The organism is Streptomyces sp. NPDC049879 (assembly GCF_044461265.1).
GTDB lineage: Bacteria > Actinomycetota > Actinomycetes > Streptomycetales > Streptomycetaceae > Streptomyces.
On record NZ_JBITKT010000004.1, the window covers coordinates 257,967 to 277,088 of the forward strand.

At 75.5% G+C, this 19,122-nt stretch carries 13 protein-coding genes; 7 read left to right on the plus strand and 6 right to left on the minus strand.

Annotation, left to right across the window (positions count from 1 at the left end):
• Nucleotides 1-38: 38 nt before the first annotated feature.
• From ACIBPC_RS16030 to ACIBPC_RS16045, 4 genes are all read right to left on the minus strand, one after another.
• Nucleotides 39-2,483 (minus strand): hypothetical protein, encoded by a 2,445-nt coding sequence (locus ACIBPC_RS16030; protein WP_398844873.1) that lies wholly within the window; start codon nucleotides 2,481-2,483, stop codon nucleotides 39-41.
• Between the two features lie 166 nt (nucleotides 2,484-2,649).
• Nucleotides 2,650-6,558: a Pls/PosA family non-ribosomal peptide synthetase gene (locus tag ACIBPC_RS16035; RefSeq protein ID WP_398844875.1), complete on the minus strand. Its 3,909-nt coding sequence runs from the start codon at nucleotides 6,556-6,558 to the stop codon at nucleotides 2,650-2,652.
• A 140-nt stretch (nucleotides 6,559-6,698) separates the two neighbouring features.
• A complete protein-coding gene (locus tag ACIBPC_RS16040; protein WP_398844878.1) occupies nucleotides 6,699-7,595 on the minus strand; it encodes an LLM class flavin-dependent oxidoreductase in 897 nt (298 codons plus the stop codon).
• A 179-nt stretch (nucleotides 7,596-7,774) separates the two neighbouring features.
• Nucleotides 7,775-8,500: a FadR/GntR family transcriptional regulator gene (locus tag ACIBPC_RS16045; RefSeq protein ID WP_398844881.1), complete on the minus strand. Its 726-nt coding sequence runs from the start codon at nucleotides 8,498-8,500 to the stop codon at nucleotides 7,775-7,777.
• Nucleotides 8,501-8,661: 161 nt separating this feature from the next.
• Here ACIBPC_RS16045 and ACIBPC_RS16050 point away from each other — a divergent pair, with 161 nt between their 5' ends.
• The 4 genes from ACIBPC_RS16050 (at nucleotide 8,662) to ACIBPC_RS16065 (ending at nucleotide 13,550) form a co-directional block, all read left to right on the plus strand.
• The gene (locus ACIBPC_RS16050; protein ID WP_398845614.1) at nucleotides 8,662-9,150 is read left to right on the plus strand and encodes a gluconokinase; all 489 of its coding nucleotides are present in this window, start codon (nucleotides 8,662-8,664) and stop codon (nucleotides 9,148-9,150) included.
• Between the two features lie 159 nt (nucleotides 9,151-9,309).
• Nucleotides 9,310-10,707 carry a gluconate:H+ symporter gene (locus ACIBPC_RS16055; RefSeq protein ID WP_362967493.1) on the plus strand — a complete coding sequence of 466 codons (1,398 nt, stop codon included), beginning with the start codon at nucleotides 9,310-9,312 and terminating at the stop codon, nucleotides 10,705-10,707.
• A 340-nt stretch (nucleotides 10,708-11,047) separates the two neighbouring features.
• Nucleotides 11,048-12,451 (plus strand): dihydropyrimidinase, encoded by a 1,404-nt coding sequence (gene hydA, locus ACIBPC_RS16060; RefSeq protein WP_398844885.1) that lies wholly within the window; start codon nucleotides 11,048-11,050, stop codon nucleotides 12,449-12,451.
• 46 nt (nucleotides 12,452-12,497) lie between these two features.
• Nucleotides 12,498-13,550, plus strand: coding sequence for a TIGR03842 family LLM class F420-dependent oxidoreductase (locus ACIBPC_RS16065; RefSeq protein WP_398844888.1), 1,053 nt, complete (start codon nucleotides 12,498-12,500; stop codon nucleotides 13,548-13,550).
• Here the strand turns inward: ACIBPC_RS16065 and ACIBPC_RS16070 are convergent.
• Together ACIBPC_RS16070 and ACIBPC_RS16075 are read right to left on the minus strand one after the other, a co-directional pair.
• Nucleotides 13,535-13,906: a signal peptidase I gene (locus tag ACIBPC_RS16070; protein ID WP_398844891.1), complete on the minus strand. Its 372-nt coding sequence runs from the start codon at nucleotides 13,904-13,906 to the stop codon at nucleotides 13,535-13,537. The two genes, ACIBPC_RS16065 and ACIBPC_RS16070, sit on opposite strands and share 16 nt — an antisense overlap.
• Nucleotides 13,907-13,951: 45 nt before the next feature.
• On the minus strand, nucleotides 13,952-14,776 hold the full coding sequence (locus ACIBPC_RS16075; RefSeq protein WP_398844894.1) for a hydrolase: 825 nt from the start codon (nucleotides 14,774-14,776) through the stop codon (nucleotides 13,952-13,954).
• 177 nt (nucleotides 14,777-14,953) lie between these two features.
• Between ACIBPC_RS16075 and ACIBPC_RS16080 the strand changes: the two genes are divergently transcribed.
• From ACIBPC_RS16080 to ACIBPC_RS16090, 3 genes are all read left to right on the plus strand, one after another.
• On the plus strand, nucleotides 14,954-16,759 hold the full coding sequence (locus ACIBPC_RS16080) for a gamma-glutamyltransferase family protein (RefSeq protein ID WP_398844896.1): 1,806 nt from the start codon (nucleotides 14,954-14,956) through the stop codon (nucleotides 16,757-16,759).
• Nucleotides 16,760-16,888: 129 nt separating this feature from the next.
• Nucleotides 16,889-18,205: a hypothetical protein gene (locus ACIBPC_RS16085; RefSeq protein ID WP_398844899.1), complete on the plus strand. Its 1,317-nt coding sequence runs from the start codon at nucleotides 16,889-16,891 to the stop codon at nucleotides 18,203-18,205.
• Between the two features lie 52 nt (nucleotides 18,206-18,257).
• Nucleotides 18,258-19,091 (plus strand): inositol monophosphatase family protein, encoded by an 834-nt coding sequence (locus ACIBPC_RS16090; protein ID WP_398844902.1) that lies wholly within the window; start codon nucleotides 18,258-18,260, stop codon nucleotides 19,089-19,091.
• The last annotated feature ends 31 nt before the right edge of the window (nucleotides 19,092-19,122 follow it).

Below are 19,122 nucleotides of genomic sequence, written 5' to 3' on the forward strand. Positions count from 1 at the left end.
TGCCGCCGCCGTCCCGGGCGGCGGCACGGACCGGCGGGTCAGCCGAGGGAGCGGCGGTAGGCGTCGATCAGGACGTCGCGGTAGCCGTCGTACTTGGCGTTCTCGATGTCCAGGTAGCCCTTCTCCTTCGGGTCGCCGCTGCCCAGGCGGCCCTGGCGGACGTCGCTCTCGTGGACCCCGTCCTCGGCGAGGTTGGGCAGCTTGTAGTCGCCGGCGCCCCGGTAGTCGGCCTCGATGGCGGCGTTCGCGACGATGGAGCGGATCGGCGTGTCACCGAACTCCAGCGCGTTCCACTTGGCCTCCTTCTCCGCCGCCGTCGGGTCGGGCAGCGAGTGCCGGAGGATCTCGGCGGCGCCCCAGGCACCGCCGGACACCGTGACGCCGAGGCGGCCCCAGTCACCGAGGGTGTTGGCGATGCCGGCGGCGGTGGACACGGAGACGACGAGCGACGCCTGACGCCGGGTGCCCGCGGTGGCGTCCGGGATGTGCGGGTCGGAGAGGTGCTTGGCGTGCTCGACGGCGCCCGCGATGGTGCCGAGGCGGGCGAAGGCGGCGGCGTTGTCGCCGTTGCCGTCCTTGTCGCCGGCGAACGCCGTGTAGGCGGTGGCGCCCTCCCACCCGGCGACGTACCGGTAGAACTGGTCGCTGACGACGGGGTCGGCCCGGTCCAGCAGCTCGAACAGGTTGTTGCGCACCTCCCGGTCGATGTTGAACCGGCCGTTCTCGTACCAGGCTTCCTCGGAGCTGACCGCGACGGAGTCCATGTAGTTGTCGGTCACATCGGCGATGGAGGACAGCAGCGCCGTGTTGTTCCTCTCCAGCCCCTCGATCTCGACCTGGCGGCCGAGCATCTCGTCCGGGTACTGGGAAGCGGTGACGAGCGTGTTGAAGGCGGCCTCGACGAAGGGGTGCGCGGCCTTGCTCTTCGGGTCGATGCCCTCCGGGACGATCGTGCCCGCGCGCACCAGGTCGGCCGCGCCGTCGCTGTCCTGCCAGGTCTGGACGAGGAGGGACGTGCGGAAGTCCTCGTCGTTGAGCAGCCCGGCGGAGGTTTCCGCGTTCAGGGACGTGGCGCTGAGCAGGCCGCTGCTGCCGGTGTTGGCGACGATGTCGCCGCCGGGGCCGAGCAGGACGAGCTGCTGCGAGGCGCGCTGCTGGATGCCGACGGCGGCGTGGGCCATGTCCTCGGCGAACTGGTCGTCGGGCGTGATCGTCATGTGGCCGAGCACGTCGCCGAAGCCGTTGAACGCCCGCATCTCATCGGCGAACGCGTCCCGGTCGATGCGGCCGTCGTCGCCGTAGAACGGGCCGTCCTCCCAGTCGTAGACGAAGCGCTCGACGATGTCGGGCAGCTTGGCCCGCTGCTCGGGGTCGCTGACGTCGAAGCCGCCGAGGTCGGGGTTGGTGAGGAGGCCGATCCCGTTGGCGAGGTCGACCTTGGCGCCGTTCCAGCCGTCGATCTTGTTGCCGAGCTGGGCGAGGGTGTCGGCGTCGAGGGAGCCGTAGAAGCGTTCGAGGTAGGCGCGTTCCTGCTCGGTGAGGGGGCGCGAGGGGTCGCCGGGGTTGTTCGAGTCGCCGAAGATGGCGTCGACGATGCCGTCCAGGCCCTGGGTGTAGCGCTGGATCAGCTCGGGGTCGGGCTCGTCCTTGGCCAGTTCCTTGGCGAGCTGGTCGGCGGCCCACTCGGCCTGGGCCTCGGTCGTCCACAGGTCGAGCGGTCCCGACAGGTCGTAGCCGAGGATCTGCAACTCGTGCCCGTAGCCGGTGAGTTTGCTGCGGTAGTCCTCGATCGCGTCGGTCATCTCGGAGTAGGTGCTCTCGGCGCTGTCCGCGACGCTCTGGAGGTACTTCTCGCGGATGTCGCGGGCGACGTCGGCGGCGAGGGAGTCGACGCCCTCCTGGGTCGGCGTGAAGCTGACCGTCCTGCCGCCCTCCAGGGTCACGGACGCCGCGACGGTGCCGGGCGCGGCGCTCGTCTGCGCGGACGCGCGGGAGGCGGCGTTGATCAGCTCGATGTCGCGGGAGAGTTCGCCCTGCGCGGCGTCGTGGTTCTCCTGGTAGATCTGGTCGAGGCCCTTGGGGGTCGTGAAGCCGTGTCCGACGGGCGGGCCGCTCGCGCCGTCGATCAGGCCGTTGACCTCGGTGACGGTGTCGATCGCGAGGTTCATCGACTTGACGATCCAGTTGACGACCTCGTCCATGTCCGCGCCGTTGCCCTGGAGGCCGCGGGCCGTCTCGTCGATGCGTCCGCCCACGTCCACGAGGGTGCCGCCGTCGACGCTGCCGGACTCCCCGGCGTGCTCGGTGGCGGACTCGGCGAGCGTCCCCGCGTCGTCCGCCTCACCGGCGGCGCGGGCGTAGACGGCCGCGGTGTCGCCCATGTCGGCGGGGTCGATCTCGTCGGAGAACTCCCGGGCGCGCTTCCACGGCGCGACCCCGGCCTTCTTCTCGACGTCCTCCCGGGTGAAGCTCACACTCACCATGCCGACCCCCGTTCCTCATGCCGCTGTCGTACAAGCGTTTCCCCGTCGAGGGCCCATAGATGAACACAGCCCGACGAAAGGGTAGGCAAACTCTTCACTCCCGTACATGTCTGCGGCATAACAAATGTGACGATGATCTTGCCGTCCGGCGTCACCCAAGGGGTGGTCAACCGCGCGACGGGTGGACGGGGTTGCCCTGCCAGCGTGCGCCGTCGGGCAGGTGCTCGGCGGCCATGACCAGGGAGGCCGGTCCCACGGTGGTGTTTCCCCCGATCCGGCTGCCCGGCAGGGCGATGGTGTGCGGGCCGAGCACGGCGCCTGGCCCGATGTCCACGGTGTCCAGGCGCATCACGCGGTCGTGGAAGAGATGGGTCTGCACGACGCAGCCGCGGCCCACCACCGCACCGTCCCTGATGCGAACGAGGTCGGGTTCCGGCAGCCAGTGCGTCTCGCACCAGACGCGGCGGCCGATGCGCGCGCCGAGGCCGCGCAGCCACCACGTCAGCAGGGGCGTGCCCAGCGCGGGGCGGACCAGCCAGGGCACGGCGAGGACTTCCACGAACGTGTCGTACAGCTCGTTGCGCCAGACGAACGGGCTCCACAGCGGGTGCCTGCCGGGGCGGAAGCGGCCCGTCAGCAGCCACTTGGCGGCGATGGCGAGCGCGCCCGCGAGCAGTCCCGCGGCGCACAGCAGCGGGCCGCCCGCCAGCAGCGCGTACCAGGGACCGGCCGTCTCCCAGACGAGCAGCAGGGTCCACGTGACGCACAGGCGGAGAGCGGCGTCGAGGAGGACGGGGAGGGCGCGGCAGAGTTCGACGGCGGTGCGGGCGGCCCGCAGGCGGGCGGCGGGGCGGAACGTGCGGGCGGGGTCGGTGCGTTCGGCCGTGCGGCGCAGGGGCATCGGGGGGTTGCCGAGCCAGGAGGAGCCGGCGGGTGTGTCGGCCGGGGTGTCGGCGAGTACGGCGATCAGGGCGCCGTCACCGATGGTGCGGCCTGGGGCGGCGTGGCCGGAGTTGCCGACGAACGCCGTGGCGCCGATGCGGGTGACGCCCAGGTGAACCCGGCCGCCGCGCAGTTCGTACGGCGCGGCGAGCACGTGGTCGGCGAGGAACGCGCCGGGGCCGACGCGCAGCAGCGCCGGCAGGGTGACGACGGTGGACAGTTCGGTGTCGCGGCCGACGCGGGCGCCCAGCAGCCGGAACCAGACGGGCGTGAACAGTGACGCGTACAGGGGGAAGAGCGTCTGGCGGCTGACGGTGAGGATGCTGTGTGTGAGCCAGGCGGCCCAGGCGGCGGCGCTGTCCGGCGGATGGTCGCCGGGGCGCAGCGCGCGGGCGAGGAGCCGGACGGTCAGGGTGACGAGCAGGGCGTGCCCGGTCGTGCCGAGCAGGACGAGGACGGCGGCGCGGGCGGGCAGCGCGGCGAGCCCGCCGAAGGGGAGGGCGAGGGCCAGCAGGACGGCCGGGGCGACGGCGGTCCAGGTGAGCAGTGCCAGGAACGCGGGGCTGAGCAGGCGGATCAGGGCCCATGCGCGGGCGGTTGCGGGCGGGGACGCGGGGGCGGGCGCCGGAGGTGTGGCGGGGCGGCCGTCGGGGTGGGGGGCGGCCGGGGAGCCCGTCCAGCGTTCGCCCGCCGGTACGCGGCCGGTGACGCAGGCGCCGGGCAGTGCCTCGGCGTGGGGGCCGAGGTGGGCGCCCGGCTGGAGGACGGCGCGGGCGCCGACGCGGGCGCCGGGGCCGATGTGGACGGTGCCGACGTGGAGCGTTCCCGCGTCGAGCCGGAAGCCGGAGAGGTCGGCCTCGGGTTCCACCGTGCAGCCGGCGCCGTAGGTGGCGAGGCCGGTGACGGGTGGGAGGGCGTGCAGGGCGGCGCGGGGGCCGACGCGGCAGCCGAGGAGGCGGGCGTACCAGGTGGCGAGCGGGGTGCCGGTGAGGGCGGTCAGGGAGAGGGCGTCGGTGAGCCGTTCGGCGGCCCAGAGCCGCAGGTGCCGGTGGCCGCCGCGCGGGTGGGTGCCAGGGGTGAGGCCGTGGCAGAGGAGGCGGGCGCCTGCGGCGGCGAGGAGGGCGCGGCCCGGGAGGGTGCCGAGCAGGGGCCAGGTGAGGGCGAGGGACCACCAGGGCGCGGTGGGCAGTGGGGTGGAGTGGCCGAGGGCGGCGAGGGCGGTCCCGGCGACGGTGAGGGTGAGCAGCCAGCGGGCGGCGGTGAGGGCGTGCAGCAGGGGCTGCGCGGCCAGTTGGGCGGCGGCCGTGGCGCGCCAGGGGCCGGGCCCGGCGGGGAGGGGGCCGGAGGCGGGGGTGCTCTCGGTGTCCCGGTCGAGCAGTGCGCGCAGGGCGGCCGGGGTCGGGTTGCGGTAGAGGTCGGCCACGGAGAGACGGGGGTGGCGGGTGCGCAGGGCGGAGACGAGCCGGGCGGCGGCGACGCTGGTGCCGCCGAGGTCGAAGAAGTTGTCGTCGGGAGCGGGGCGGACGCCCAGCGTGTCGGCCCACAGGCCGAGGAGCCAGGCGGCGGTCGCGTCCGTACCGGCCCCGCCGTCGCCGTGCCCGGGGTCGTCAGGCGGCGGCCAGGGCAGGGCGGCGCGGTCGGCCTTGCCGGAGACGCGGGTGGGCAGGGCGGGCAGGACGACGAGCCGGGGCACGAGGGCGGCGGGGAGCCGTTCCCGCAGCAGGCGCCTGGCCTCGCGCAGGTCGAACGCGGCGGGAGCGCCCCCGCCGGGATCGTGCGCGGTGGGGACGACGTACCCGGCGAGGACGTCCGCGCCGCCGGGGGTCCTGCGGACGGCGGACAGGGCCGCCGCGACCCCGGGGAGGGCACCGAGCGCGGCGTCGATCTCGCCCAGTTCGACGCGCCGCCCGCCGATCTTGACCTGGTCGTCGGCACGGCCGAGGAAGACGAGGCCCTCGGGGTCGGCGCGCACCAGGTCGCCCGTCCGGTAGGCGCGGGGCCAGCCGAGCGCGGGCAGCGGGGCGAACCGCTCGGCGTCCTTGGCCTGGTCGAGGTAGCGGGCGAGGCCGACGCCGCCGATGACGAGTTCGCCGGTGCCGCCGGGCGCGGCGGGCAGGCCGTCCGCGTCGAGGACGGCGACCCGCCAGCCGTCCAGCGGCAGGCCGATCCGCACCGGCTCCCCGGGGGCGAGCCGGGCGGCGCAGGTGACGACGGTGGCCTCGGTGGGGCCGTACGTGTTCCAGACCTCGCGGCCGTCGCGGGCGAAGCGGCGCGCCACCTCGGGCGGGCAGGGCTCGCCGCCGAGGATCAGCAGCCGCACCCCGGCCAGCGCGTCGGCGGGCCACAGCAGCGCGAGCGTCGGGACGGTGGAGACGACGGTGACGCCCCGGTCGGCGAGCCACGGGCCCAGCTCGGCGCCGCCGCGCACGAGCGCGCGGGGCGCGGGGACGAGGCACGCGCCGTGCCGCCAGGCGAGCCACATCTCCTCGCAGGAGGCGTCGAAGGCGACGGACAGGCCCGCCAGCACGCGGTCGCCGGGGCCGAGCGGCGCGTCGGGGACGAAGAGGCGGGCCTCGGCGTCGGCGAACGCGGCGGCCGACCTGTGGCTGACGGCGACGCCCTTGGGGGTGCCGGTGGTGCCCGACGTGAAGATGATCCAGGCGTCGTCGTCCGGTCCCGGCGCGCCGCCGCGTCCGGCGGCCGTCACGCCGGGGCGGCGGGTGAGGCGGTGGCCGTCGCCGACGACGGTGTGGACGGCGGCCTCGCGCCAGACCAGTTCGGCGCGCGCGCCGGGGTCGTCGGCGTCCACCGGGACGTAGGCGGCACCGGCGGCGAGGATGCCGAGGACGGCCGTGTACAGGGCGGCGGTGCCGGAGGCGGCGCGGATGCCGACGCGGTCGCCGGGACCGATGCCCGCCGCGCGGAGGCGGGCGGCGAGGCGGTGGACCTCTGCGGCAAGGTCGCGGTACGTGAGGGGGGCGGTCTCGCCGTCGTCGAGCGCGAGGGCGTCGGGCCACGCCGCGACGGACGCCCGCAGGATGTCGAGCAGGGTCCGGGGCGGCGGGGCGGTGGGGGCGGCGGCGGAACGGCGGGGCGGGGCATGGGGGATCGGCTGTGCTGGTTCGGCGGACACGTCTGCCTTTCGGGCGGTGCGGGGGAAGAGCGCGGCAGACGTTAGACAGCGATTCTGGGAATTTCCTGAGAAAGTGTCGGGCCGATATTCCTATGGTTTTTCTTTTCGATTCCCGCTTCGATTCCGGCGCGAGCGCCGCCTCAGAGCAGCGGGACGACCTCGGCGGCGAGGCGTTCCAGCTGCCCCTCCTCGTCGGCCACCGGGTGCAGGAGGATCAACTCGGCTCCCGCGTCGGCCACTTGACGCAGCCCTTCGACGCATGCGGGGACCGGTCCGCAGACGGCGGTGTCGGTGCGCCCGTAGAGCTTCTCCAGGGGACCGGCGACGGCGGCGCGGGCGCGTCCGGCGTTCTCGTCGATGTGCACATAGACCCGTTTGGCGACGGAGAAGGTGGCCGGGTCGCGACCGGCCGCGTCGAGTTCGGCGCGCACGGTGCGGACGTGGGCGGCGAATTCCGCCGTGGACGCGCCGCCCGCGCCGAAGAAGCCGTCGCCGTACCGCACCGCGCGGCGCAGGGCGGCGGGGTGGTGGCCGCCCATCCACAGCGGCGGGTGCGGGCGCTGGAGCGGGCGCGGCCCGATCGCGGCGTCGGCGAGCTGCCAGAAGCGGCCGTCGAACGTCACGCGGTCCTGCGTCCAGCACGCCTTCATCAGCCGGATGCCCTCGGTGAAGCGCGCGACCAGCCCCTCGGGTGACGCGCCGAACGCCGCCAGGTGGTTCTTCGGCCCGAGCGCGATGCCCGTCTCCATGCGCCCGCCGCTCAACACGTCGAGCGAGGCGACGGACTTGGCGAGCTGCACCGGCAGGTGGTGCGGGCCGATGAACACCGCCGCCCCCAGCCGCATCCGCCGCGTGTGGGCGGCGGCGAACGCCAGGGTCTCGGCGGGGCCGAGGGTCGGCACCGGGCCGATGCCCGTCTCCTGCACCCAGGCGCTGTGGAAGCCCAGCTCCTCGGCGCGGCGCAGGAACGCGGCGGCGCGGTCCGTGTCGAAGGCACCCTCTGTCGTGTGCTGGGGGATCGGGACGGCGAAGCGCATGCGCGGGACCTCTGGGGCGGGGCGGGGTGGGGCGGGAAGAAGGCGGAGCGGGTGGAGGAGGGCGTCGTCGCCCCTGCGTCCCCTGCCGGGGTGACGCGGCCCAGGCAGTCTGCCCCACCCGGCCGGGCGCGCGGGCGGCGGGTCGGCTGGTCGGCTGGTCGGCCCGGACACGCGGCCGCTCAGGGCGCGAGGACGTCCAGCTCGCGCAGCGCGCCCTCGGTGATCTCCCGTGTCAGCCGCTCGGCCCCGGCCGCGTCACCCGTCCTGACCGCCTCGGCCACCCGTACGTGCAGCGTGACGGCCGCCGGGTCGGGGTCGGGGAACATGACGCCGTGCCGGGTGCGCGCCGTGAGCACCTCGGCCACGACGTCGCCGAGCCGGGCGAACATCTCGTTGCCCGACGCCCGCAGCACCGCCCGGTGGAACGCGATGTCGTGCGCCAGGTAGGCGTCCAGCCGCCCGCCGCGCGAGGTGGCGACCATGTCCATGGCCAGGGCGGTGACCTCCGCGCACTGCGCCGGGGTCGCCAGCCGGGCGGCGAGCCCCGCGGCCACCGGCTCGATGGCCGAGCGCAGGGTCGTCAGCGACCGCAGCTGGCGGGGCCGGTCGGCGCCCGCCATCCGCCAGCGGATCACCTGCGGGGCGAGGACGTCCCACTCCTCGCGCGGCCTGACGCGCACGCCGAGCCGCCGCCGGGACTCGACGAGGCGCAGGGACTCCAGGACGCGGACGGCCTCGCGGACGGCGGTGCGGGAGACGCCGAAGCGTTCCGCCAGCGCGTCGGTCCGCAGGACGGCCCCGGGCGGGTGCTCGCCGCCGGTGATGGCGGGGCCGAGCGCGGCGAGGAGCGTGGCGTGCAGGTCCGCCTGCCGCCCGTCCGTCCGCGGGTCCGTCCGCTGGTCCATGGCCCTCCCTGTCGGAATGACGCCTCCATGGCCCATTATGTAGGACGTATTTCCCGCGACCGCCGTTCACGTCGTACGCGTCGGCGGGCGGCGGCCCCCGCAGTGACCTGAGAGGAGACAGCACGGTGAACGATGCGCACGGCGCCACGGTCGTCGTCGTCATGGGCGTGTCCGGTTCCGGCAAGTCCACGGTCGGCGAGCTGCTCGCGGACCGGCTCGGCGTCCCGTACGCGGACGCGGACGACTTCCACTCCCCCGCCAACATCGCCAAGATGTCCGCCGGCACGCCCCTGACCGACGAGGACAGGTGGCCGTGGCTCGACGCCATCGGGGCCTGGGCCGCCGGGCACGCGGCGGACGGCGGCGCGGTCGTCACCTGCTCCGCCCTGAAGCGCGCCTACCGCGACCGGCTGCGCGCCGCCGCCCCCGGGCTGTTCTTCGTCCACCTCGACGGCTCGCGGGAGCTGATCGCGGGCCGCATGGCCGCCCGCGAGGGCCACTTCATGCCGGGTGCCCTGCTCGACTCCCAGCTCGCCGCGCTGGAGCCGCTCCAGGAGGACGAACGGGGCGCGCGCGTGGACATCGGCGCGGACGCCGCGCGGATCGCCGACGAGGCCGCCGCGGCCGTCCGCGGGCGACCCGCCGCCTGACCGCCCGAACCACCCCCGCCCTCCGCCCTCTTGTCGGGAGGGCCGCATCGGCGGCACCATTCGCCCCGCATCACCCGCACGTCCCGCACCTCCAGGCGTCACCGTCAGGCGCCGACCGGGACTCCGGCCGGCGCGCCGTGCCACGCGAGGAGTCCCCCCATGCCCCATCCCGACGACGCGATGGCGGTCACCACGGCCGCCGAGCCGATCACCTCGGCGGGCCACGCCCAGCTGGCGCTCGCCGTACTGGCGGGCATCGCCGTGCTCGTCCTGCTCATCACGCGCTGGAAGCTCCACGCGTTCCTCTCCCTCACCCTCGGCTCCCTGGTGCTCGGCGCCGCCGCGGGCGCGCCGCTCGACCGGGTCATCGACAGCTTCGGCGCCGGTCTCGGCAGCACGGTCGCCGGGGTCGGCGTGCTGATCGCGCTCGGCTCGATCCTCGGCAAGCTGCTGGCCGACTCGGGCGGCGCCGACCAGATCGTGGACACGATCCTCGCGAGGACGAGTCCGCGCCGCATGCCCTGGGCGATGCTGCTGATCGCCTGCATCATCGGGCTGCCGCTGTTCTTCGAGGTCGGGATCGTGCTGCTGGTCCCGGTCGTGCTGCTGGTCGCGAAGCGCGGCGGCCAGTCGCTCATCCGCATCGGCGTCCCGGCGCTGGCCGGTCTCTCGGTGATGCACGGCCTGGTGCCGCCGCACCCGGGGCCGCTGGTGGCGATCGACGCGGTGGACGCCGACCTCGGCCTCACCCTGGCGCTCGGCGTGCTGGTGGCCGTGCCGACCGCGGTGATCGCCGGTCCGCTCTTCGGCCGGTACGCCGCCCGCTGGGTGGACGTGACGCCGCCCGAGGGGCTGATACCCGAGCGCCCGTCGGAGCGGCTGGACCGCCGCCCCGGCTTCGGCGCCACTGTCGCCACGGTGCTGCTGCCCGTCGTGCTGATGCTGGCCAAGGCGCTGGTCGACATCGTGGTGGACGACCCGGAGAGCACGGTGCAGCGCGTCGCCGACGTCATCGGCGATCCGATGATCGCCCTGCTCGCGGCCGTGCTGCTCGGCCTGTTCACGCTCGGCCGGGCGGCGGGGCTCGGGCGCGACCGGCTGGCCGGGTCGGTGGAGGGCGCGCTCGCGCCCATCGCGGGCATCCTGCTGATCGTCGGCGCGGGCGGCGGCTTCAAGCAGGTCCTGATCGACGCGGGGGTCGGCGGGATGATCCTGGAGATCTCGGAGGACTGGAACGTCTCGGCGCTCCTGCTCGGCTGGCTGATCGCGGTCGGCATCCGGCTGGCCACGGGCTCGGCGACGGTGGCGACCATCTCCGCCGCCGGGCTCGTCGGGCCGCTGGCCGAGGGGATGAGCACGTCGCACGTGGCGCTGCTTGTGCTGGCCATCGGGGCCGGGTCGCTGTTCCTGAGCCATGTGAACGACGCCGGGTTCTGGCTGGTCAAGGAGTACTTCGGGATGTCGGTCGGCCAGACGCTGCGCACCTGGTCGCTGATGGAGACGATCATCTCGGTGACGGCGCTGCTGTGGGTGCTGCTCCTGTCGCTGATCATCTGACCCCACCGGACAGTCATGTTTTTGCAGCATGCACGCAGTTTTTTGCGACGCATGCATGGACTTCCTGCGGCAACGCTCCTAGCCTCAGGGGATCGGGGCCCGCACGGACCCGGTCGGCGACCTCCCGGGCCGACCGGCCCGGCCAGCCCACGGGCCCCGCCGTGCCCCTGGCGGGCCGGGGACACGCCGAAGCCCCGGTCCGCCAGGTCACCACCCGCGCACGCCCCGCGCACGCCCGCACCGGCGCGTCACGCTGTTGCCACCCTGTGTGATCAGACCTACGGTCGTCTTGTCCGTTGATCTACGGGGTGCCTCCCCGGCGCCGGAACAGGACAGTGCCGTGAGCCGAACCGTCATCCGGGGCGGGCTGGTCGTCACCGCCGCCGACGAGCTGGACGCCGACGTCCTGATCGAGGACGGCCGCGTCGCCGCCCTCGCCGCCCGGGGCAGCGCCGAGGCGGCGGGCTGGACCGCCGGGACGGTCCTGGACGCCACCGGGCGGTACGTGATCCCCGGCGGCGTGGACGCGCACACGCACATGGAGATGCCGTTCGGCGGCACCCGCGCGGCGGACACGTTCGCCACCGGCACGGCCGCCGCCGCCTGGGGCGGCACGACGACCGTCGTCGACTTCGCCGTCCAGGAGCGCGGCCGCGCGCTGCGCGAGGGTCTCGACGCCTGGCACGCCAAGGCCGCCGGGCAGTGCGCCGTGGACTACGGGTTCCACATGATCCTCGCCGACGTCCGCGACGACGTGCTGCGGGAGATGCGCGCGCTGACCGCCGAGGGCGTTCCCTCGTTCAAGCTGTTCATGGCCTACCCCGGTGTGTTCTACAGCGACGACGGGCAGATCCTCCGCGCTATGCAGACGGCGGCGGAGAACGGCGCGACGGTCATGGTCCATGCCGAGAACGGCATCGCCATCGACGTCCTCGCCGCGCAGGCGCTCGCCGCCGGGCGCCGCGACCCGCGCCACCACGGCGAGGTACGCCGCGCCCTGCTGGAGGCCGAGGCCACCCACCGGGCCATCCAGCTCGCGCGCGTCGCCGGGGGCCCGCCGCTGTACGTCGTGCACGTCTCGGCGCGCGAGGCCGTCGCCGAGATCGCGCGGGCGCGCGACGACGGCCTGCCCGTCTTCGCCGAGACCTGCCCGCAGTACCTCTTCCTGACGGACGAGGCGATGGCCGCGCCCGGCTTCGAGGGCGCCAAGTACGTGTGCAGCACGCCGCTGCGCTCCCGCGAGCACCAGGACGCCCTGTGGCGCGGCCTGCGCACCGACGACCTCCAGGTCGTCTCGACGGACCACTGCCCGTTCTGCTTCGCCGGCCAGAAGGAGCTGGGGCGCGGCGACTTCACCCGCATCCCCAACGGCCTCCCCGGCGTCGAGCACCGCATGGACCTGCTCCACCAGGCGGTCGTCGAGGGACGCATCGGCCGCCGCCGCTGGATCGAGCTGGCCTGCGCGGCGCCCGCCCGCATGTTCGGCCTCTACGGGCGCAAGGGCACGCTCGCCCCCGGCGCCGACGCGGACGTCGTCGTCTACGACCCGGCCGCCACCCACACTCTGTCCGCCGCGACCCACCACATGAACGTCGACTACTCGGCCTACGAGGGCCGGCGCGTCACCGGCCGGGTCGTCACCGTCCTCTCGCGCGGGGAGCCCGTCGTCCTCGACCGGCGCTTCGTCGGCCGCGCCGGGCACGGCCGCTTCGTGCCGCGCGGGAGCTGCCAGTACACCGCCTGACCCGTACACCGCCTGACCCGTACGCCGCACGACCCAGGAGAAGCGCATGGACTTCGGACTCGTCCTCCAGACGGACCCGCCCGCCGCCGGGGTGGTGGAGCTGATGCGGCGCGCCGAGGAGGCGGGCTTCGGATACGGCTGGACGTTCGACTCGGCCGTGCTGTGGCAGGAGCCGTTCGTCATCCACAGCCAGATCCTGGCCCGCACGGAGCGGATGCGCGTCGGCCCGATGGTCACCCACCCCGGCACGCGTGCCCTGGAGGTGACCGCCTCGACGTTCGCGACGCTCAACGAGATGTTCGGCCCGCGCACCGTCTGCGGCATCGGGCGCGGCGACTCGGCGGTGCGCGTCGCGGGCCGCAGCCCGTCCACGCTGGCCGCGCTCGGCGAGGCCATCGGCGTCGTCCGCGACCTCGCCGAAGGCCGGGAGGCGCTGGTCGGCGGGGTGCCGGTGCGGCTGCCGTGGGTGGCGGAGGGGACGGCCGGGGCGGCGCTGCCCGTGTGGATGGCGGCGTACGGGCCGAAGGCGCTGGCGCTCGCCGGGGAACGGGCGGACGGCTTCATCCTGCAGCTCGCCGACCCGTTCCTCACCGAGTGGATGGTGCGGGCCGTGCGCGACGCGGCGCGGGCGGCGGGGCGCGACCCGGACGCGCTGACCGTCTGCGTCGCCGCGCCCGCGTACGTGACGGCGGACGACTCCCCCGCCGCGCTGGCGCACGCGCGGGAGCAGTGCCGGTGGTTCGGCGGCATGGTCGGCAACCACGTGGCGGACCTCGTACGCCGCTACGGCGCCGGGTCCGCGCTCGTCCCCGGCGAGCTGACCGCGTACGTCGAACAGCGCCGCGGCTACGACTACGCGCACCACGGCCGCGCCGGGCACCCGGACACCGCCTTCGTGCCCGACGGGATCGTGGACCGCTTCTGCGTGCTCGGCCCGCCGGAGGCGCACGTCGCGCGGATGCGGCGGCTGCGGGACCTCGGCGTGGACCAGTTCGCGGTGTACGCGATGCACGACGCGAAGGAGGCGACGGTCGACGCGTACGGCGCGCACGTCATCCCGGCCCTGGCCGGCCTGGCGGACGCTCAGGTCACCGCGTAACCCGGGACGGACGGCCAGCGGACGGTCACGAGCACGGAGTCCTCGGCCGCGTACCAGGAGTGGTCCACCCCGACGCCCCACACCACGTAGTCGCCCTGGCGTGCGAGGATCACCGTGCGGTCGGGCAGCAGCACGTGGAAGCGCCCGCTGACGAGCACGAGCAGCGCCGTGCGCCGCTCGCCGCGCGCCCAGCGCGCGCGCCGGTCGCCGCGCGGGTGCACGCCCCACTTGACCTCGACGTCCGTGCTGTGGCGCGGATCGTCCGGCGGCTTGAAGTGCCCGAGCAGCCAGCCGTGGTCGAGCGGGGCGTCGGCACCCGCGTGGCCCGTGTACACGGAATCCCGGTCGTGCGTCATGGCGCCGGACCGTAGCAGCGCGCCGGGGCGGGTCGCGGTGGAGGGTCAGCAGCCGGTGCGGGTGGTCCCGACGGCGATGTCGTCGTACCAGAGGGTGTCCGTGCCCTCGCCGTAGCTCTCCCAGCCGAGGCGCAGGTCGGTGGGGTCGGGGCGCCAGGTGCGGTTCAGCCACTGGCCGTCGATGTCGTGCGTGGGCACGCCGTCCACGGTCAGGCCGGTCACGGGGTCGCCGTCGAGCCAGGTGTCGAGCAGGCCGGCGCCGGGGTCGATCCGGTACTCGACGCACGCCCACGTGCCGGTGGGCAGCGGCTCGCTCAGCGCGACGCCCGCCGGGCTCTGCTCGGGCAGGGTGGCGTCGTCGGACTCGCGGTTCCACTGGAGCCTGCCGTTCTGCCCGCCCATGCGCAGGTCGCGGCCCTGGTCGGCGGCGTCCTGCATGGTGAGGAACGTGACGTGCTGGCCCGGGAGCGCGGTGGTGTGGCGCACCCAGAAGCGGACGTAGACGTCGGAACCGGCGGGCAGTTCGTCGAGGCTGGTGGCGGCGAAGACGTGGTTGCAGTAGCCCTGGCCGCCGTCGATGCGGAGGGAGCGGCCGCCGGTGTGGGCGGTGGTGGTGTCGATGGCGGCGGTGCCGGTGCCGGAGCAGTCGGGGTAGGTGACGGCCCAGCGGCCGGACGGCTGGCCGCCGGTCTGGGACTCGAAGTCCTCGCAGAAGCCGTCGGTGGCGCAGGCGGCGGCCCGTTCCGGCTCCTGGGGCTGGGCCTGCGCGGGGGCGCCGGTGGCGGCGAGGGCCAGCGCGGCGGCGGCCGTGGCGGCGGCGCGGAGGGCGCGGGGCGAACGGGGCGAGCGGGGTGTGGGGGACGGACGCATGGGGGTCTCTCCTCAGTCCGGGTGCGGGAGCGGAAACGGCTCTCCCACCCGACCGTGGGAGCGCTCCCACCCACGACGGTAGTCCTCCCCCGCACCCACCGCCAGACCCCGCGCACGAGCGGCGGGAACCCCCGGCCCCCTCGGCACGAGTCGTATGAAAAGCGTATGCTCCCGCGCATGTTCACCACCCGTCCCACCCTGCACGGCACCTTCGGCATGGCCTCCAGCACCCACTGGCTCGCCTCCCAGTCCGCCATGGCCGAACTCGAGCGCGGCGGCAACGCGTTCGACGCCGCCGTGGCCGCCGCGTTCGTCCTCCACGTCACCGAGCCGCACCTCAACGGCCCCGGCGGCGACGCGCCGATCATCATCGCCCCGGCGGGCGGCCGGGTGCGCGTGCTGTGCGGGCAGGGCCCGGCCCCGGCGGGCGCCACGATCGGGCACTACCGCGGCCTCGGCCTCGACCTGGTGCCGGGCACCGGTCCGCTCGCCGCCGTCGTGCCGGGCGCGTTCGACGCCTGGATGGTGCTGCTGCGCGACCACGGGACGCGGCGCCTCGAAGACGTCCTGGACTACGCGATCGGCTACGCGGAACGCGGCCACCCCGCCGTCGAACGCGTCGGCCTGACGGTCGCCGCGGTGCAGGAGCTGTTCGAGACGGAGTGGACCTCGTCCGCCGAGGTGTACCTGAAGGACGGCCGCCCCCCGGCGGGCGGCGAGATGCTGCGCAACCCCGCGCTCGCCGCCACCTGGCGCCGCCTGATCGCCGAGGCCACCGCCGCCGCGCCCGGCGGGAGCCGGGAGGCCGCCATCGACGCCGCCCGGCGGATCTGGCGCGAGGGCTTCATCGGCGAGGCCGTCGCCGCCCACGCCGCCAGGCCCGCCATGGACTCGTCGGGCGAACGGCACGCCGGCGTCCTGACCGGCGACGACCTCGCGGGCTGGTCGGCGGCGTACGAGGAGCCGCTGACGTACGAGTGGCGCGGCTGGACGCTGTGCAAGGCCGGGCCGTGGAGCCAGGGCCCGGTGCTGCCGCAGCAGCTCGCGCTGCTCGACGGCGGGATCGACGCGGACACGTACGGCACGCCCGAGTACGTCCACACGCTCGTCGAGGGCAGCAAGCTCGCGATGGCCGACCGCGAGGCGTGGTACGGCGACACGGACGACGTCCCGATGGACGACCTGCTGTCCCCCGCGTACAACGCCGGGCGGCGCGCCCTGATCGGCGAGCGCGCCTCGCACGAGCTGCGGCCGGGCAGCCCCGGGGGGCGCGCGCCGCGGCTGAGCGCCTGGGCGCGCGGCGCGGGCGCCGGTGCGGCGGGCGTGCCCGCGCAGGTGGCGGGCGCGGGCGAGCCGACGGTGGCGCACTCGGGCGAGACGCGCGGCGACACGTGCCATGTGGACGTGGTGGACCGCTGGGGGAACATGGTCAGCGCCACCCCCAGCGGCGGCTGGCTCCAGTCCAGCCCGGTCATCCCCGAGCTGGGCTTCCCGCTCGGCACGCGGCTCCAGATGACATGGCTGGAGGAGGGCCTGCCGACGTCCCTGGTCCCGGGGCGGCGTCCCCGGACGACGCTCAGCCCGTCGCTCGCGCTGCGCGGCGGGGAGGCGGTGCTCGCGTTCGGTACGCCGGGCGGTGACCAGCAGGACCAGTGGCAGGCGCACTTCTTCCTGGCGGTGGCGCTGCGCCCCGAGGTGCGCGGGCAGCTGGACCTCCAGGGCGCGATCGACGCGCCGAACTGGCATCAGGACGCGTTCCCCAGCTCGTTCTACCCGCGCTCGACGGCGCTCGGCAGCGTGACGGTCGAGTCGCGGATCGGCGAGGGGACGATCGCCGAGCTGCGGCGCCGGGGGCACGACGTGACGGTGGCCGGGCCGTGGACGGAGGGGCGGCTGTGCGTCGTCGGGCGCGACCCGGAGACGGGCGTGCTGCTGTCGGCGGCGAACCCGCGCGGCATGCAGGGGTACGCGGTCGGACGCTGATCCGGGCCGAAGGCAAAGGCGGACCAGACCTGTTGGAAAAGCCGCTGTGACCGTCCGGAAACAGAAGGTGTAACACGGCCCCGGTTCAGTGGTGCCATGGGTGATGTCCCCTTGGCGCAACGTGAGCACGTGGTCCGGCTGGCTGACTTCACGGCGGGGCTGCTGGCGGTGACGGAGGCCCTCGATCCGGGGGCGGGATGGTTCGCGGCGTTCGGGCGGCGCGCGCCCGCGGAGCTGGCGGACTGGCTCGCGGGGCGCGCGCTGCCGCCCTGGGACGTGGTGGCCGATCTGCTGCAGGACCTGGCCGTTCTGCGGAGCCCGTCGGCGGCGGAACGGGCGGGCCAGGCGCTGCGCGGCCTGTACGAGGCGGCGGTGCGCGCCGGGGACGCCCTGCCGGACGGGCCCGCGGCCCTGGCGGCGCGGGCGGCGGAACTCGACCGCGCGGGGCGCCGCGTCGTGCTGCGGCAGCGGCAGCTCGCGGTCGCCGAGGAGGCGGCGCGGCGGGCCGGGCGTACGGGAGAGGCGGAGCGGTGCGCGGCCCTGCGGCTGTGGTCGCAGGACGACGAGGAACGGGTCGTCGCGCGCCGCGCGGAAGTGCGGGCGCGGCTCGCGGCGGGGGCAGGGCCCTCGTTCACGCACGCGCCGCCCGTGGACGTCCCCGCGCCCGCGCGGGGGGCGCGCCGGGCGCGGGGCGGGGCGCGTTTCGCCGGGGTCGAGCCGGTGCCGGAACCGCTGGACGCGGCACCGCCGACGCTGCCGCCCGCGCGCGGCGCGCGGGCGATACCCGTCCCTGACGCCGCCGCGGTGCCCGCCCCCGGGCCGGAGGCGGCCGCCGCGCCGCCGCCCGGCGGCTCGCGGTTCGCGGGGGCGCTGCGCGAGTCGCGCGCGGAGCGCCGGGCCCGCGCCGAGCGCCTGTCGGCGGAGGAACGGCGCGCCGCCGTCGCGGCGGCCGGGCGGCTGCACCGACTGCGCGAGGACGGGCAGAGCGGCCCGGCGCACGTCCTGCTGTCCGAGGCGGCGCACGGCCCGGCCGAACGGCTCCCGGTGCTCGCCGCCGAACTGGAGCGGCTGGGGATGGCCTCGGACGTGGCCACCCTCCTGTGGGAGGCGGCCTCGCTGCCGCCGGGACCGCTGGCCGCCGCCGCCGAGGCGCTCGCCGCCGCCGGGCGTGAACGGGACTGCGGGCAGCTGCTGCGGCAGGGCGCGGCGCGGCCCGCCCCCGAGGCGGGGTCGATCGCGGCGGAGCTGTGGTCGGCGGGCCGCGCGGGCGAGGCGGTGACGCTGCTGTCGGCGCTGGTGCGCGCCCGGCCCGCCGAGGAGGCGGTACGGGCGGCCGAGGGGGCGCCCGACGTCGTCGTGCCACTGCTGCTCGACGCGGCGCGCAGCGTCTCCCCGCACCACCACTACGCGGTGAACAGCGAGCTGCGGCGCGCGGGCGTCGCGTGACCCCCGCAGGGGGCCCGTCACGGGTCGCGGCCGGTCGTGTTTCGATGGGGGCATGATCGATGAACAGCTGGTGGCGGGCGTGGAGGAGGCCGTGAGGGCGGCGGCGGACGCGGAGATCATGCCGCGCTGGCGGCGCCTCGCGGCCCACGAGGTGACGACGAAGAGCGGCCCGCACGACCTGGTCACGGTCGCGGACCGCGAGGCCGAGCTGCGGCTGACGCGTGACCTGACCGCGCTGCTGCCCGGCTCGGTGGTGGTGGGCGAGGAGTCCTTCGCGGACGACCCGTCGGTGTACGGGGCGCTGGACGGTGACGCGCCGGTGTGGATCGTGGACCCGGTGGACGGGACACGGCAGTTCGTGCGCGGCGAGACGGGCTTCGGCACGCTGGTGGCGCTCGCGCTGCGGGGCGAGGTGCTGGCGTCCTGGACGCTGGCCCCGGCGCTCGGCCTGCTGGCGTACGCGCGGCGCGGCGAGGGCGCCTGGCTGGACGGCGAACGGCTGACGGCCGGCTCACCCGGGCCGGGCAAGGCCCTGGAGGTGGCCTGCTCGCACCCGGACTACACGACACCAGCGCAGAAGCAGTCGCTGTCCGGCCTCTGGACGGACGGCGTCGCGCCCCGGCCGTGCAGGGCGGCGGGTCTCGAATACCTGGCCGTGGCGTCGGGGGCGGTGGACGGCCTGGCGTTCACCTGGGAGTTCGCCTGGGACCACGCGGCCGGTCTGCTGCTGGTGGAGGAGGCGGGCGGCGTGCACCGCACACTGGACGGCAGCACATTCCGCCTCTCCGGCGGCAACGCACTCCCCTTCGCGGTGGCCCGCGACACGACGACACTCGACCACCTGCACACCATCCTGACAACAACCCCCCACCCCTTTCCGGCCTGACGCCGGGGGCGGTGGCGTCACCCCGACCGCA